16 protein-coding genes and 1 other annotated feature are annotated in these 15,172 nt (G+C 53.1%); of the genes, 6 read left to right on the forward strand and 10 right to left on the reverse strand.

Annotation, left to right across the window (positions count from 1 at the left end):
• Positions 1-214: 214 nt before the first annotated feature.
• The 3 genes from clpB to rluD all read right to left on the reverse strand — a co-directional run bounded on the left by clpB (position 215) and on the right by rluD (position 4,619).
• Positions 215-2,800: an ATP-dependent chaperone ClpB gene (gene clpB / locus AFL22_RS11680; RefSeq protein ID WP_029519628.1), complete on the reverse strand. Its 2,586-nt coding sequence runs from the start codon at positions 2,798-2,800 to the stop codon at positions 215-217.
• A gap of 113 nt (positions 2,801-2,913) precedes the next feature.
• On the reverse strand, positions 2,914-3,642 hold the full coding sequence (yfiH, locus tag AFL22_RS11685) for a purine nucleoside phosphorylase YfiH (protein ID WP_052271488.1): 729 nt from the start codon (positions 3,640-3,642) through the stop codon (positions 2,914-2,916).
• Entirely contained in the window at positions 3,642-4,619 is a 978-nt protein-coding gene (gene rluD / locus AFL22_RS11690) for a 23S rRNA pseudouridine(1911/1915/1917) synthase RluD (protein ID WP_010248442.1), read from the reverse strand. Before rluD ends, yfiH begins: the two co-directional genes overlap by 1 nt.
• A gap of 129 nt (positions 4,620-4,748) precedes the next feature.
• Between rluD and bamD the strand changes: the two genes are divergently transcribed.
• The 4 genes from bamD (at position 4,749) to pheA (ending at position 7,509) form a co-directional block, all read left to right on the forward strand.
• Positions 4,749-5,480: an outer membrane protein assembly factor BamD gene (bamD, locus tag AFL22_RS11695; RefSeq protein WP_010248444.1), complete on the forward strand. Its 732-nt coding sequence runs from the start codon at positions 4,749-4,751 to the stop codon at positions 5,478-5,480.
• 281 nt (positions 5,481-5,761) lie between these two features.
• Positions 5,762-6,097, forward strand: coding sequence for a ribosome-associated translation inhibitor RaiA (raiA, locus tag AFL22_RS11700; RefSeq protein ID WP_003849030.1), 336 nt, complete (start codon positions 5,762-5,764; stop codon positions 6,095-6,097).
• 101 nt (positions 6,098-6,198) lie between these two features.
• Positions 6,199-6,323, forward strand: a sequence feature (Phe leader region).
• Positions 6,200-6,247 carry a pheA operon leader peptide PheL gene (pheL, locus tag AFL22_RS24260; protein ID WP_193555295.1) on the forward strand — a complete coding sequence of 16 codons (48 nt, stop codon included), beginning with the start codon at positions 6,200-6,202 and terminating at the stop codon, positions 6,245-6,247. (Overlaps the previous feature by 48 nt.)
• A 22-nt stretch (positions 6,324-6,345) precedes the next feature.
• Positions 6,346-7,509, forward strand: coding sequence for a bifunctional chorismate mutase/prephenate dehydratase (pheA, locus tag AFL22_RS11705; protein WP_010248448.1), 1,164 nt, complete (start codon positions 6,346-6,348; stop codon positions 7,507-7,509).
• A gap of 56 nt (positions 7,510-7,565) precedes the next feature.
• Here the strand turns inward: pheA and tyrA are convergent, their stop codons facing one another.
• Entirely contained in the window at positions 7,566-8,687 is a 1,122-nt protein-coding gene (gene tyrA / locus AFL22_RS11710; RefSeq protein ID WP_010248465.1) for a bifunctional chorismate mutase/prephenate dehydrogenase, read from the reverse strand.
• A gap of 5 nt (positions 8,688-8,692) precedes the next feature.
• Entirely contained in the window at positions 8,693-9,772 is a 1,080-nt protein-coding gene (locus tag AFL22_RS11715; RefSeq protein ID WP_010672116.1) for a 3-deoxy-7-phosphoheptulonate synthase, read from the reverse strand.
• Positions 9,773-10,059: 287 nt separating this feature from the next.
• Between AFL22_RS11715 and AFL22_RS11720 the strand changes: the two genes are divergently transcribed.
• Positions 10,060-10,596 (forward strand): GNAT family N-acetyltransferase, encoded by a 537-nt coding sequence (locus AFL22_RS11720; protein WP_010248470.1) that lies wholly within the window; start codon positions 10,060-10,062, stop codon positions 10,594-10,596.
• Between the two features lie 96 nt (positions 10,597-10,692).
• On the opposite strand, the gene rplS is transcribed toward AFL22_RS11720, so the two are convergent.
• The 5 genes from rplS to ffh all read right to left on the reverse strand — a co-directional run bounded on the left by rplS (position 10,693) and on the right by ffh (position 14,204).
• Positions 10,693-11,040: a 50S ribosomal protein L19 gene (gene rplS / locus AFL22_RS11725; RefSeq protein WP_003849035.1), complete on the reverse strand. Its 348-nt coding sequence runs from the start codon at positions 11,038-11,040 to the stop codon at positions 10,693-10,695.
• A gap of 44 nt (positions 11,041-11,084) precedes the next feature.
• On the reverse strand, positions 11,085-11,849 hold the full coding sequence (trmD, locus tag AFL22_RS11730; RefSeq protein ID WP_010248477.1) for a tRNA (guanosine(37)-N1)-methyltransferase TrmD: 765 nt from the start codon (positions 11,847-11,849) through the stop codon (positions 11,085-11,087).
• A 35-nt stretch (positions 11,850-11,884) separates the two neighbouring features.
• Positions 11,885-12,433 carry a ribosome maturation factor RimM gene (rimM, locus tag AFL22_RS11735; RefSeq protein WP_010248480.1) on the reverse strand — a complete coding sequence of 183 codons (549 nt, stop codon included), beginning with the start codon at positions 12,431-12,433 and terminating at the stop codon, positions 11,885-11,887.
• Between the two features lie 18 nt (positions 12,434-12,451).
• Complete coding sequence (gene rpsP / locus AFL22_RS11740; RefSeq protein WP_003849041.1) at positions 12,452-12,700, reverse strand: 30S ribosomal protein S16; 249 nt, start codon at positions 12,698-12,700, stop codon at positions 12,452-12,454.
• Positions 12,701-12,842: 142 nt separating this feature from the next.
• Complete coding sequence (ffh, locus tag AFL22_RS11745; protein WP_010248486.1) at positions 12,843-14,204, reverse strand: signal recognition particle protein; 1,362 nt, start codon at positions 14,202-14,204, stop codon at positions 12,843-12,845.
• A gap of 166 nt (positions 14,205-14,370) precedes the next feature.
• Here ffh and AFL22_RS11750 point away from each other — a divergent pair, with 166 nt between their 5' ends.
• Positions 14,371-15,171, forward strand: coding sequence for an inner membrane protein YpjD (locus AFL22_RS11750; protein WP_010248489.1), 801 nt, complete (start codon positions 14,371-14,373; stop codon positions 15,169-15,171).
• The last annotated feature ends 1 nt before the right edge of the window (position 15,172 follow it).

The following is a 15,172-nucleotide window of genomic DNA, read 5'->3' on the forward strand; positions in this document are numbered from 1 at the left end:
CGGCGCAGTCTCCTGTGCCTCCTGACCCGTTTTCCGTTGCCGGTTTGCCGTGTCAGTGGAGGCGCATTATAGGGAACGGCTCAGATAGCGCAAGTGCAAATTGAGACTTTTTTACTGACCGTTCATTTTGCACTCAAAAGGAGTATTAAATAAGCAAAAACCCCTCAAAAAGGCAAAAAAAACGGGCCAGAGGCCCGTTTTTCATTCCACAGCCTTACTGATGTGCAGTAATGATGTTGTTCTCCACATCCATTTCGATGGTTTTGCCTGGCACCAGCGAACCGGCAAGGATCTGCTGAGCCAGCGGGTTCTCGATCTGCTGCTGTATCGCACGTTTCAGCGGACGTGCACCGTAGACCGGATCATACCCGTTCTCCGCCAGCAGTTTGATCGCATCATCAGAGATGTGCAGCTGATAACCCCGTTCATCCAGACGTTTGTACAGCCGCTGCAGCTGAATCTGCGCAATAGACGCAATATGTTTCTCAGCCAGCGGATGGAACACCACCACCTCATCAATACGGTTGACGAACTCAGGACGGAAATGCTGTCCGACCACACCCATCACGATATCTTTCATTTCCGGGTAACTGAGATTGCCGAACCGCTCCTGGATTAAATCTGATCCCAGGTTAGAGGTCATAATCACCACGCTGTTACGGAAATCGACCGTCCGGCCCTGCCCATCCGTCAGACGCCCATCATCCAGCACCTGCAGCAGAATGTTAAAGACATCAGGATGCGCTTTCTCTACTTCATCCAGCAGGATGACCGAATAAGGCCGACGGCGCACAGCTTCGGTCAGATAACCGCCCTCTTCATAGCCGACATAACCCGGAGGTGCACCCACCAGCCGTGATACTGAGTGTTTTTCCATAAATTCAGACATGTCGATACGAACCATCGCATCGTCACTGTCGAACAGGAAGTTAGCCAGCGCTTTACACAACTCCGTCTTACCGACCCCGGTTGGCCCCAGGAACAGGAAGGAACCGATAGGCCGGTTTGGATCAGAAAGGCCTGCGCGACTACGGCGAATAGCATTCGATACCGCCTCAACCGCTTCATCCTGTCCAATGACCCGGCCATGTAAGTCCTGCTCCATGCGCAGTAACTTATCGCGCTCACCTTCCATCATTCGTGCGACCGGAATACCGGTCCAGCGTGCCAGCACATCGGCAATCTCCACATCGGTTACCCGGTTACGCAGTAACTTCATGGTCTTGCCTTCGGCCTGAGTCGCTGCGGCTAACTGTTTTTCCAGTGCCGGAATTTTACCGTACTGCAGCTCTGACATCTGAGCGAGGTCACCCTGGCGACGTGCCTGCTCTAAATTCAGACGCGCCTGCTCAAGTTCCGCTTTAATGTTCTGCGTGCCGGACAGCGAGGCTTTCTCTGTCTTCCACTCATCTTCCAGCTCGGCGTATTCGCGCTCTTTCTGGTTGAGTTCGGTTTCCAGCATCTCAAGACGCTTGATGCTGGCATCGTCCGCCTCTTTCTTCAGCGCCTGCTGCTCCAGCTTCAGCTGAATGATACGGCGCTCAAGGCGATCCAGTGACTCCGGCTTCGAGTCCATCTGCATACGAATGCTGGAAGCCGCCTCATCGATCAGGTCAATCGCTTTATCCGGCAGCTGCCGGTCAGCAATATAACGATGAGACAGGGTCGCCGCCGCGACAATCGCCGGGTCAGTGATCTGCACATGGTGATGCAGTTCATAACGCTCTTTCAGACCACGCAGAATGGCGATGGTATCTTCCACACTCGGCTCAGCCACAAAGACTTTCTGGAAACGACGCTCCAGCGCGGCATCTTTTTCAATGTACTGGCGATACTCATCAAGCGTAGTGGCACCCACACAGTGCAGTTCACCACGCGCCAGCGCAGGTTTAAGCATATTGCCGGCGTCCATCGCACCGTCCGCTTTACCGGCTCCCACCATGGTGTGCAGCTCGTCGATAAACAGAATGACGTTGCCTTCCTGTTTCGACAGGTCACTCAGTACGCCTTTCAGACGCTCTTCGAATTCACCGCGATATTTCGCCCCGGCCACCAGCGCCCCCATATCCAGTGCCAGTACCCGACGTCCTTTCAGACCCTCAGGCACTTCACCATTGATGATGCGCTGCGCCAGCCCTTCGACAATCGCGGTTTTACCCACGCCAGGTTCACCAATCAGTACCGGGTTGTTTTTGGTACGGCGCTGCAGAACCTGGATGGTGCGGCGAATCTCTTCGTCACGACCAATGACCGGGTCGAGTTTGCCCTTCTCTGCTCGCTCGGTCAGATCGATAGTGTATTTTTTTAAAGCCTGGCGCTGATCTTCAGCCCCCTGATCGTTCACGTTGTCTCCTCCCCGCATCTGTTCAATCGCACTGGTGATTTTTTCGCGCGTTGCGCCCGCTGCTTTGAGCAGATCGGCCAGTGAGCCCCGCGATTCCAGCGCGGCCAGAACAAATAATTCGGATGAAATAAAGTTATCGTTGCGCTTCTGCGCCAGCTTGTCGCACAGGTTTAATACCCGGACGAGGTCAGATGAGGGTTGTACATCGCCTTCGCTGCCTTCAACTTGTGGCAGGCGATCAATAGCCTGCTCAACCTGAGCGCGAAATGGCGTAACGTCGACACCGGCCGAAGTCAGTAAAGGTGAAACCGATCCGCCTTCCTGTTTGAGCAATGCGCTCATCAGATGCAGAGGTTCGATGAATTGATTGTCGTGTCCCAGAGCGAGGGACTGCGCGTCGGCGAGAGCCAGCTGAAATTTATTAGTAAGACGATCCAGACGCATAATTCCTCCCATTACAGGTCAAAATGCTACTGGAGATTAAATGAGGTCATCCCTCAAAATTTCAAGGTTAATGACCTGAGATTTGAGTAAAAAATACGCTAACTGGACCGTCTTATGGCGTAAGGTTATAACAGCCAGATCAAAGTTGCCATACGCCCGGTGATCCCATCGCGGCGGAAAGAGAAGAAATCGTCGCGCTGCGTAAAGGTACAAAGGCTGCTGGCGCTGACTGAATTCACGCCCGCTGCCTGTAGTCGCATCTGCGCCAGCAGGCCGATGTCGGCGTAAAAGCGGTCACCTGATGGACGGAAAGCCTGCACAGCCCGGGGTTCCTGAGCCATAAAGGCCTGACGTACTTCTGCGCCGACCTCAAACGCATCGGGTCCGATTGCCGGTCCAAGCCAGGCATGAATCTGATCAGGCGGCGAACGAAACTGCGCCAGCGTATTTTCCAGTACACCCGCACAAAGTCCGCGCCAGCCTGCATGTGCCGCCGCCACTTCCGTGCCATCCTGCGAACAGAACAGGACCGGAAGACAGTCAGCGGTCATGATGGCGCAGACGACACCGGGCTGATCGGTAATACAGGCATCAGCACGTAATGGCGTACTTTCCCCTGCAGTCAGACGCACAACCTCAGTGCCATGAACCTGATCCAGCCACTGCGGCATGGCAGGTAAACCTGCCTCTTCCATCAGCAACTGCCGGTTACGCGCCACCGCATCCGGATTATCTCCCACATGCCCGCCGAGATTCAGTGCATCCCAGGGCGATGTGCTGATGCCGCCCTGTCGCTGCGTCGAGCAGGCCCGAACGCGTGACGGAGCGGGCCATTGAGGAGTAATCAGATTCATCACCAATTCAACTGGTCTTTAAATTCTTCAGTGTCTGCTTTTAACGCCGCGATGAGATCAACCATGTCCTGCGGAAGCGCAGCATGGAATTCCATTTCAATACCGCTAATGGGGTGATAGAGGCGCAACATCGTGGCGTGCAGTGCCTGACGATCGAAACCGCGCAGCGTAGTAATAAATGCTTCAGACGCGCCTTTTGGCGGACGCGGACGGCCACCGTAAAGCGGATCGCCCACCAGCGGATGGCTGATGTGAGACATATGCACACGGATCTGGTGAGTACGACCGGTTTCCAGACGCAGGCGCAGACGGGTATGGGCCCGGAAGTGCTCCATGATGCGGTAATGCGTGACCGCCGGTTTACCCATTGGGTGTACCGCCATGTGGGTGCGTTTAGTTGAGTGACGGCTGATAGGCTGCTCAACGGTGCCGCCCGCAGTCATATTGCCAATCGCAACCGCTTCATATTCACGGGTGATTTCGCGACGCTGCAGCGAGTCCACCAGATGCGTCTGAGCCGGAACAGTTTTCGCGACCACCATTAAACCGGTGGTGTCTTTATCCAGGCGGTGTACGATGCCCGCGCGCGGCACATCCATAATCGCCGGATAGTGATGAAGTAAGGCGTTTAACACCGTGCCATCCGGATTACCGGCGCCAGGGTGAACCACGAAGTCGCGTGGTTTGTTGATGACAATAATGTCTTCATCTTCATAAACGATGTCGAGTGGCAGATTCTGCGGTTCCCAGCGCTGCGCCTCCTCGATCTCAGCGTCAATCGCGACCAGCTCGCCGCCCAGCACTTTTTCTTTGGGTGTATCGACCATGACGCCGTTTACAGTAACGCGACGATCGAGGATCCACTCTTTTATGCGAGAACGTGAATAATCAGGGAACAATTCCGCCAAAGTCTGATCTAAGCGTTGTCCGAGTTGTGATTCGGATACCGTTGCGGTGAGTTGAACTTGTTGTGCCATATACAGCTTCTTCGTTAACGTTGGGTTTTCACGGCGATGCCGTTTAATATAATGTGCTATCGTACCTGGTCATTACCGGGAGCTATACGGACAGCTTCCGCCATAACATTTGAGGATAATCACTTCGTCATGACGCGTATGAAACATCTGGTGGCTGCTGCCACACTGAGCCTGGCACTTGTTGGTTGTTCCGGCTCAAATGACGCGGTACCGGACAGCCCGCCTTCTGAAATCTATGCTACAGCGCAGCAAAAGCTGCAGGACGGTAACTTTAAAGCTGCGATTAAGCAACTGGAAGCGCTGGATAATCGTTATCCGTTCGGTCCTTATTCGCAGCAGGTGCAGCTGGATTTAATCTACGCGTACTATAAAAATGCCGATCTGCCCCTGGCGCAGGCTGCCATTGCTCGCTTTATGCGTCTGAACCCCACGCATCCGAACATTGACTATGTCATCTATATGAAAGGTCTGACGGACATGGCGCTGGATGACTCCGCGCTGCAGGGCTTCTTTGGTATTGATCGTTCTGACCGCGATCCGACGCACGCTCGTGATGCTTTCCGCGACTTCTCTCAGCTGCTGCGGAGTTACCCGAACAGCCAGTATGCGGCTGATGCTCAGAAACGCCTGGTCTATCTGAAAGACCGTCTGGCTAAATATGAGCTGTCAGTGGCGCAATTCTATACTAAGCGTGAGGCTTATGTCGCGGTTGTTAACCGTGTCGAAGGTATGATGCGCGATTATCCGGATACGCAGGCAACACACGATGCCCTGCCGCTGATGGAGAATGCTTACCGCAATCTGCAGCTGAACGCTGAAGCCGATAAAGTGGCGAAAATCATTGCAGCTAACAAAAGCTGATAGTCAGACAGATTCTCAGCCATAAAAAAAGCAGCCTCTCAGGGCTGCTTTTTTTTGCTTACAGAACAGTCAGATTTGGATCTGTTCTCAGCGAGCTAACTCATCAAGCATGCCGTGTTAATCGTTTCGCTTCAAGCCATTTCGGCCAGTTTCTCTGCCTTTCTCACAGAATGTTGTGACTGACAAAAAGTGACATTTTTTCGTGATCGAAATCCCACATTGAACGCTTTTTCGCGCTATGCTGAGAAGACCAAGACGGAAATGACAGAGAGGTAAGAACGATGATTCTGAACATTACCAGTAAACAAATGGACATCACTCCGGCAATCCGAAGCCATGTTGAAGACCGTCTCGCCAAGCTCGAAAAATGGCAAACCGACCTGATTAATCCACATATTGTCCTTTCCAAAGAGCCCAAAGAATTCGTGGCTGACGCCACTATTAACACACCTAACGGGACTCTGGTGGCCAGCGCCAAGCACGATGATATGTATACCGCTATCAACGATTTGATTGCCAAGCTCGAGCGTCAGCTGAATAAAGTTCAGCACAAGTCTGAAGCACGCCGCGCCAGTGCCAGCGTGAAAGACATCATTCCCGCCGACGAAGAGTCCTGATTTTCTTAACGCTGTTTCTTAACGCGCCTCCGGGCGCGTTTTTTATTGACAGCTTTTAAGCAGTACGGTTACTCTCAGGTCACTCTCTTTTCGGACATTACCATGAAACCTGATCTGTTTTTCTTCGCTTTCTTTTTTACCTTCCCCTGAACGGGAGGCCATTCGTCGTATGAAAATGAAAGCGAAGACGAACACCGAAGCCTCCCAACCGGGAGGCTTTTTTTTTGGATAGCATACAGGTGAGCCCTATGAATCCCGATAATCCATTGCTGGCGCTACGCGACAAAATCAGCGCCGTGGATAAAAAACTTCTGACGCTGCTGGCCGAGCGTCGTTTGCTGGCAGTGGAAGTTGCACAAGCGAAACTGGCGACGCATCGCCCGATTCGGGATGTGGAGCGCGAACGCGCGCTACTGGAGAATCTCATCGTACTGGGTAAGGCACACAACCTGGATGCGCACTACATCACCCGTCTGTTCCAGCTGGTAATTGAAGATTCCGTGCTGACTCAGCAAGCGCTGCTGCAAAAAAACCTCAACCATCCCCATGCGCATGCCGCCCGTATCGCCTTTCTGGGCCCGAAAGGCTCTTATTCGCATCTTGCAGCACGCAACTACGCGTCGCGCCATTTCGATAGCATGGTGGAGTGTGGCTGCCTGAAGTTTCACGACATCATCAAACAGGTCGAAAATGGCGTAGCTGATTACGCCGTGATGCCGATTGAGAATACCAGTTCAGGCTCGATCAACGATGTCTACGATCTGCTGCAACAGACCAGCCTCTCAATCGTGGGCGAGCTGACATTGCCTATCGACCACTGCGTGCTGGTGAATGGCCCCACCGATCTTCAGCAGATTGAGACGGTTTACAGCCATCCTCAACCGTTCCAGCAGTGCAGCCAGTTTATTAATCGTTTCCCGCACTGGAAAATCGAATACACCGAGAGTACCGCGGCAGCGATGGAGAAAGTGGCTGCGCTCAACTCACCTAAGGTGGCGGCGCTGGGCAGTGAGGCCGGCGGCGAACTCTATCAGCTGCAGGTGCTGGAACGTAATCTGGCGAATCAGCAGCAGAACCACACCCGCTTTATCGTGCTGGCCCGCAAAGCAATCGAGGTTTCTGACCAGGTGCCAGCGAAAACCACGCTGATTATGGCAACCGGACAGCAGGCGGGTGCGCTGGTCGACGCGCTGCTGGTGCTGCGTCAGCACAACCTGATTATGAGCAAGCTGGAGTCCCGCCCGATTAATGGTAATCCGTGGGAAGAGATGTTTTACATTGATGTGCAGGGCAACCTGCAATCAGAGCGGATGCAGCAGGCGCTGCAGGAATTACAGACCATGACCCGCTCTCTGAAGGTACTGGGCTGTTACCCCAGCGAAAATGTGGTGCCCGCTGAACCTGGCGAATAAAAAGAAGAAAAAAGGCATCCAACTGGATGCCTTTTTCATTGATGGATGGCTGTCATTTATGGGCGGCTGTCATTGGCCGATCGCAACAGGCTTCGGCTTTCGACCAGGAAGCGTTTTGCGTGATCGCCAAACCACTGTTCAACCCGGTTAAAGCTGGCGATAAACGCCTGCTTGTCGCCCTGCTCCAGCAGCGCAATGGCTTCACCAAACCGCTGGTAATAGCGTTTTATCAGCGCCAGATTACTCTCTGAAGACATGATGATATCCGCATAGAGTTGCGGATCCTGAGCGAACAACCGCCCCACCATCGCCAGTTCCAGCCGGTAAATGGGCGACGAGAGCGCCAGCAGCTGATCCAGATTGACGTTCTCTTCGGCTAAATGCAGACCATAAGCGAAGGTAGCAAAGTGACGCAGCGCCTGAATGAATGCCATGTTCTGGTCATGCTCAACAGCGCTGATACGATGCAGACGCGCACCCCAGACCTGAATCTGCTCCAGGAACCACTGATACGCTTCCGGTTGTCTTCCATCACACCAGACCACCACCTGTTTTGCCAGGCTGCCGCTGTCCGGGCCAAACATCGGATGCAGACCCAGCACAGGCCCGTTATGGGCAGCCAGCATTGCCTGCAGAGGCCGGTTTTTGACCGACGCCAGATCGACCAGAATACAATCTTCCGGCAGTGGTGGCAGTTGGGCAATCACCTGCTCGGTCAGGTGAATCGGCACGCTAATGATCACCATTCCGGCATCACTGAGCAGAGTCTCAGCCTGAGGCCAGTCCTCTTTATCCAGCGTTTTAACCGTATAGCCTGATAGCCCGAGCATTTTTTCAAACAGCCGGCCCATCTGGCCCTTACCACCGACAATCACCACCGGGCGCAGTTCAGGACAGAGGGTTTTAAAGCCTTTGTCATTCTCGCTGGTATAGGATTCCCGCATCACGCGACGCAGCACATCCTCAATCAGATCCGGTGGTACACCGAGCGCTTCGGCCTCTTTGCGACGCGAAGCCAGCATCGACGCTTCACGCTCAGGCACATAGATAGGCAGGCCGTAACGGCTCTTCACTTCACCTACTTCGGCCACCAGTTCCAGTCGCTTAGCCAGCAGATCCAGCAGCGCTTTATCAACACTGTCAATTTGATCGCGTAACGCGGTCAGTTCAGCCACCATTGCTCTTACACCTCTTGTGACAGACGCGCCGACAGCACTCCCTGCAGATCCTGATGCATTTCACGCAGCAACGTTTCGGTCACTTCCCAGTTGATGCATGCATCGGTTACGGAAACGCCATACTTCATTTCGCTGCGTGGCTGCTCAGAAGACTGGTTACCTTCATTGATATGGCTTTCCAGCATCAAGCCAATGATTGAACGGTTCCCGTCTTTGATCTGCGCAATAGCGGATTCCGCTACGCCAGGCTGACGGCTGTAGTCTTTGTTCGAATTACCATGGCTGCAATCTATCATTAAGGCTGGACGCAGTCCCGCCTTGAGCATCTCTTTTTCACACTGCGCGACATCTTCAGGACCGTAGTTCGGCGCTTTGCCGCCACGCAGGATCACGTGACCATCCGGATTGCCCTGAGTCTGCAGCAGGCAGACCTGACCGGCCTGATTAATCCCGACAAAACGGTGTGGCATTGCGGCAGCACGCATGGCGTTGATTGCCGTTCCCAGACTGCCATCGGTGCCATTTTTAAAGCCTACCGGCATCGACAGGCCCGAGGCCATTTCACGGTGCGTCTGCGATTCAGTGGTACGGGCGCCAATGGCAGACCAGCTGAACAGGTCGCCCAGATATTGCGGACTATTGGGATCCAGCGCTTCAGTGGCCAGAGGCAAACCCATTTCAACCAGGTTCACCAGCAGCTGGCGCGCAATGTGCAGACCCGCTTCCATATCAAACGAGTTATCCATGAAAGGATCGTTGATCAGCCCTTTCCAGCCGACGGTGGTACGAGGTTTTTCAAAATAGACGCGCATCACGATAAAGAGCTGATCTTTCAGCTGTTCAGAAAGGGTTTGCAGACGACGAGCATAGTCCAGTGCCACTTCGGTATCGTGAATTGAGCAGGGTCCGCACACTACCAGCAGACGCGGATCGCGGCCGGCAATAATGTCAGAGATAGTCTGGCGCGACGCCGCGACCTGATCCTGCTGTTCAGTGGTCAGTGGAAACTTCGCTTTCAGCTCTTCAGGCGTGATTAATACCTGTTCACCGGCGATATGCACATTGTTCAGCGCGTCTTTTTGCATGATGGCGATCCTTTGGCTCGTATTGGCAGTCATGGACTCCTCACTGAGGAATGCAAATACTGTATCACAGGCAATACATAGCGCAATATTATATGTACACTTTTATTACCACGGATGATGAAGGGTGCGAAATATACTTAAAATAAACAATAAAATCATTCATATAATAAAAACCTCAATCACAAAAACCAAAGACAATTGTACAAATAAGTTTACAGTTAAGGTTATTGCCTTTCTTCTACCCACAGGCAGAATAAAAGAATCATTCTGTTCGCGCTGAGAGAGTTATGTACCCATCACCACAAAATATTTATCTGCGACCTTTTGAGCTCAGCGACGTATCTGCGTTTACCACTGCGGTTAATGCCTCGCTGGATAGCCTTATCCCATGGATGGTCTGGGCGCATCACGATTATCAGCCTCATGAAGCAGAAAGCTGGATCCGCTTTACCCACTGGCAACGGATGAAAGAGGAAGCGGAAGAGTTTGCCATCGTTGATCAGCATGACCAGCTGCTGGGGGGCGCAGGAATACGCTTTGCCCGTCATCCGGGTGACACCAGCGCAATTGGCTACTGGGTTCGCAGTGATGCACAGCGTCAGGGAATCGCCAGCCGCGCGGTGGCCGCGTTGCTGCCGCTGGGGTTTTCACGCCCAGAGACCCGGGTGATTGAGATTCTGGCAGCAGAGGATAACCTGGCCAGTCGGGGCGTGGCTGAGAAGTGCGGTGGTCAGTTCATTGGCTGTCGCTATGGCCTGATCGTCTTAGAGGAAGGGCCGGTTAATACCGCGATTTATCATTTTCAGCGGCCGGACGACGGTTAACTGCAGGCAGTAAGGTTGACTGTGACATAAAAAAGGGGCTGGCAGATGCCAACCCCTTGTTTGCTATTAACTTTTAGATGTCGCGTTAGCGATACCTTAGTTAAGACGCTCTTTAATACGAGCAGACTTACCAGTACGCTCACGCAGGTAGTACAGTTTGGCTTTACGCACAGCGCCACGACGTTTAACAGCGATGCTGTCAATTACAGGTGAATGAGTCTGGAATACACGCTCAACGCCTTCGCCGTTAGAAATTTTGCGAACAGTGAATGCAGAGTGCAGACCGCGGTTACGGATAGCGATAACCACGCCCTCGAATGCCTGCAGACGTTTTTTAGAACCTTCAACGACCCATACTTTCACTTCCACGGAATCACCCGGGCGGAAGGAAGGTACGTCCTGTTTCATCTGCTCTTGTTCAATTTGCTTGATAATGTTGCTCATAATTAAATCTCATATCCTGGGTAAACTGATAGTCGGGGAAGAGCTTACTCTTCCACATCATCGTTTTGTTGCTGCTGAGATTCCCGCTGGAACTCATTCAGCAACCTTGCTTGCTCTTCAGTCAGAGCCAGGTTTTCCAGAAGTTCAGGTCTTCTCAGCCAGGTACGGCCTAGCGACTGCTTCAGACGCCAGCGGCGGATATCAGCATGGTTGCCTGACAGTAATACTGCCGGGACCTCCACGCCGTCTAACACTTCAGGTCGGGTATAGTGCGGACAATCCAGCAAACCTTCCGAGAACGAATCCTCATCGGCTGACGCCTGCTTGCCGAGCACGCCAGGAATAAACCGGGCGACTGCGTCAATCATCGTCATCGCTGGCAGTTCCCCGCCGCTGAGAACGTAATCACCGATTGACCATTCTTCATCAATTTCGGTCTGGATTACGCGCTCATCAATCCCTTCATAGCGGCCACAGACCAGAATTAACTTGTCCCGTGCCGCCAGTTCGCAAACGCCCTGTTGGTCCAGTTTGCGACCCTGAGGTGAAAGATATATCACCCTGGCCCCATCACCTGCCGCTGCTTTCGCTGCGGAGATGGCATCCCGTAAGGGTTGTACCATCATCAGCATTCCCGGTCCGCCGCCGTAAGGACGATCATCCACGGTACGGTGCCGGTCGTGCGTGAAGTCACGAGGACTCCAGCTCTGAATGCTGAGCAGACCGTTTTTTACAGCCCGGCCAGTTACCCCGTAATCGGTAATAGCGCGAAACATTTCTGGAAACAGGCTAATAACACCAATCCACATTGTATTCGCCGTTACGTTACCGTTCGATTCGGAGATCAAAAACCAGGATCCCAATCTACCTCAATGATGCCAGTAGAGAGATCGACTTTCCTGATAACCTGTTCATCAAGAAACGGAATTAACCGCTCCTGAGCACCGAATGCATCCTTCAGGTTTGCCTTAACGACGAGAACGTCGTTCGAGCCGGTTTCCATCATATCGATGACTTTACCCATCTCGTAGCCTTCAAGGTTAACTACCTGGCAGCCCATAAGGTCTTTCCAGTAGTAGTCGCCCTCTTCCAGCGATGGCAACTGCGTCGAGTCAACCTGAATTTCGCAATTGGTTAACTGAGCCGCCGCATCCCGATCTTCAATGCCTTTGACTTTGATGATCAGGTCCTGATTGTGGTGCTTCCAACCGTCCAGTTCGACCTGCTGCCATTTACCGGCGCGCTGGATGAACCAGGGTTGGTAGTTGAAGATGCTTTCAGCGTCTTCAGTGGAGGAAAACACTTTGAGCCAGCCGCGAATACCGTAGGCGGCTCCCATCTTACCCAATACAATCGGGTTAACAGGAGGCTGTGCGGCAATTTGTCTGCTCATGCTCACCACCGTGACAGATTAAGCTGCTTTCTTAGCTTCTTTGACCAGCGCGTTAACGCGATCAGAAAGCGTTGCGCCCTGGCCAACCCAGTGCTCGATACGATCCAGATCAAGACGCAGACCTTCAGCCTGACCAGATGCGATCGGGTTGAAGAAACCAACGCGCTCGATAAAACGACCGTTGCGTGCATTGCGGCTGTCAGTGACGACGACCTGATAGAACGGACGCTTTTTAGCGCCGTGACGTGCCAAACGAATTGTTACCATAACATCCTCTTCAGTTAATAAAACACCCGGCCCCCATCGAGGAACGGGGTCCGGGTGCTGTATAAAAAGCCCGAAAATTTTACTCATTTTGGCGAAAAAAGCAACCTAAACCGTGCCATTTCGGGCTTTTTTGTGGAACGCTTTAGCGGCCAGGAAAACCTGGCGGCATCATACCCTTCATGCCGCGCATCATTTTCGCCATACCGCCCTTCTTCATTTTCTTCATCATACGCTGCATATCGTCAAACTGCTTCAATAAGCGGTTAACGTCCTGCACCTGCATACCGGAGCCGGTCGCAATGCGGCGCTTGCGTGAGCCTTTGATGATCTCTGGTTTTTCACGCTCTTTGCGTGTCATCGAGTTGATGATCGCTTCCATGCGCACCAGCACTTTGTCATCCATCTGTGACTTCACATTGTCAGGCAACTGTCCCATACCGGGCAGTTTGCCCATCAGGCTGGCCATGCCGCCCATGTTGCGCATCTGCTTCAGCTGCTCAAGGAAGTCGTTGAGATCAAAACCGTCGCCGGTTTTCAGCTTCTTAGCCAGTTTCTCAGCCTGATCGCGGTCAACCTTGCTTTCGATATCTTCGATCAGTGACAGCACGTCACCCATGCCGAGGATACGCGAAGCAATACGCTCCGGATAGAACGGCTCAAGTGCATCGGTTTTTTCACCGACACCCATAAATTTAATCGGCTTACCGGTGATATGACGAATCGACAGCGCCGCACCGCCTCGTGCATCACCATCGACTTTGGTCAGGATAACACCGGTCAGCGGTAGCGCTTCATTAAAAGCTTTAGCCGTGTTTGCCGCATCCTGACCGGTCATGGCATCGACCACAAACAGCGTTTCTACCGGATTGATCGCGGCATGAACCTGTTTGATTTCGTCCATCATCGCTTCGTCAACGTGCAGACGACCGGCGGTATCCACCAGCAGTACATCGTAGAACTTCAGGCGAGCTTCACGCAGCGCATTGTTAACGATATCGACCGGCTTCTGGCTGAGATCGGATGGGCAGAAATCCACGCCCACCTGCTGTGCCAGCGTTTCCAGCTGTTTGATTGCCGCCGGACGATAGACGTCGGCAGAAACCACTAAGACTTTCTTTTTGTGCTTCTCACGCAGGAACTTACCCAGCTTAGCGACGCTGGTCGTTTTACCGGCACCCTGCAGACCCGCCATCAGCACCACGGCTGGCGGCTGAGCAGCCAGGTCGAGTGCATTGTTCTCTGCACCCATCGCCGTAACCAGCTCGTTACGAACGATTTTGATAAACTCCTGACCTGGAGTCAGACTTTTATTCACATCATGGCCGACCGCGCTCTCTTTCACACGGTTGATGAAGTCACGCACCACCGGCAGCGCAACGTCAGCCTCAAGCAGCGCCATGCGCACTTCACGCAGGGTCTCTTTGATGTTCTCTTCAGTCAGCCTTCCGCGGCCGCTGATGTTTCGCAGGGTTTGCGACAAACGATCGGTTAAATTATCAAACATGGTCTCTCACTAAAAAAAAGATCGCGAGGCGCCTGATCGGCAGAATGCGGCAGATTATAACACGAAGCCTCAGCGATCTCTGCAATTGCCCCTCAGATCGTTTGGAGCCTGCTTCGGCTGGCGCTATACTGCCTTTTTCCTTATCTGACTGAACCTGAAAGGATCTATGTTCGTTTTCGCGATAGTGGCGCTATTCGCCTACTCCTTAAGTCTTGCCCTGATCATTCCCAGCCTGTTGAAACGTAACGGCGGCTGGCGGCGAATGGCGATGCTCTCTGCCTGTGTGGCGCTGGTGACACACGCGGTGGCCTTGCAGCAACGCATATTTGCTGTTGATAGCGGACAGAATTTAAGCCTGCTCAACATAGGCTCGCTGGTCAGCCTGTTGATTTGCGCCATCATGACCATTGTGGCGTCACGCAACCGTGGCTGGCTGCTGCTGCCGATTGTTTACAGCTTCGCGCTGATCAATCTGGCCTTCGCCACTTTTGTGCCCAATGCGTTTATCACCCATCTGGAAACCACGCCAGGCATGATGATCCATATCGGCCTGTCGCTGTTCGCCTACGCGACGCTGATTATTGCCGCGCTCTATGCACTGCAGCTGGCGTGGATCGATTACCAGTTAAAAAACAAGCGCCTGGCGTTCACACAGGATATGCCGCCGCTGCTGACCATTGAACGTAAGATGTTTCACATCACCCAGGTGGGCGTCGTGCTGTTGACGCTGGTGCTCTGCACCGGTCTGTTTTATATGCAGGATCTCTTCAGCGCAGAAAACGTCGATAAAGCCGTGCTCTCCATCATCGCGTGGTTTGTTTATATCGTTTTGCTCTGGGGGCACTATCATGAAGGCTGGCGTGGTCGCCGCGTCGTCTGGTTTAACTGCAGCGGTGCGGTGCTGTTAACCATGGCTTACTTCGGCAGTCGCATCCTGCAGCATCTGCTTGTCCCCACCTCTCGTTAAA

This window comes from Pantoea sp. CFSAN033090 (assembly GCF_001264395.1).
Taxonomy (GTDB): domain Bacteria; phylum Pseudomonadota; class Gammaproteobacteria; order Enterobacterales; family Enterobacteriaceae; genus Pantoea; species Pantoea agglomerans.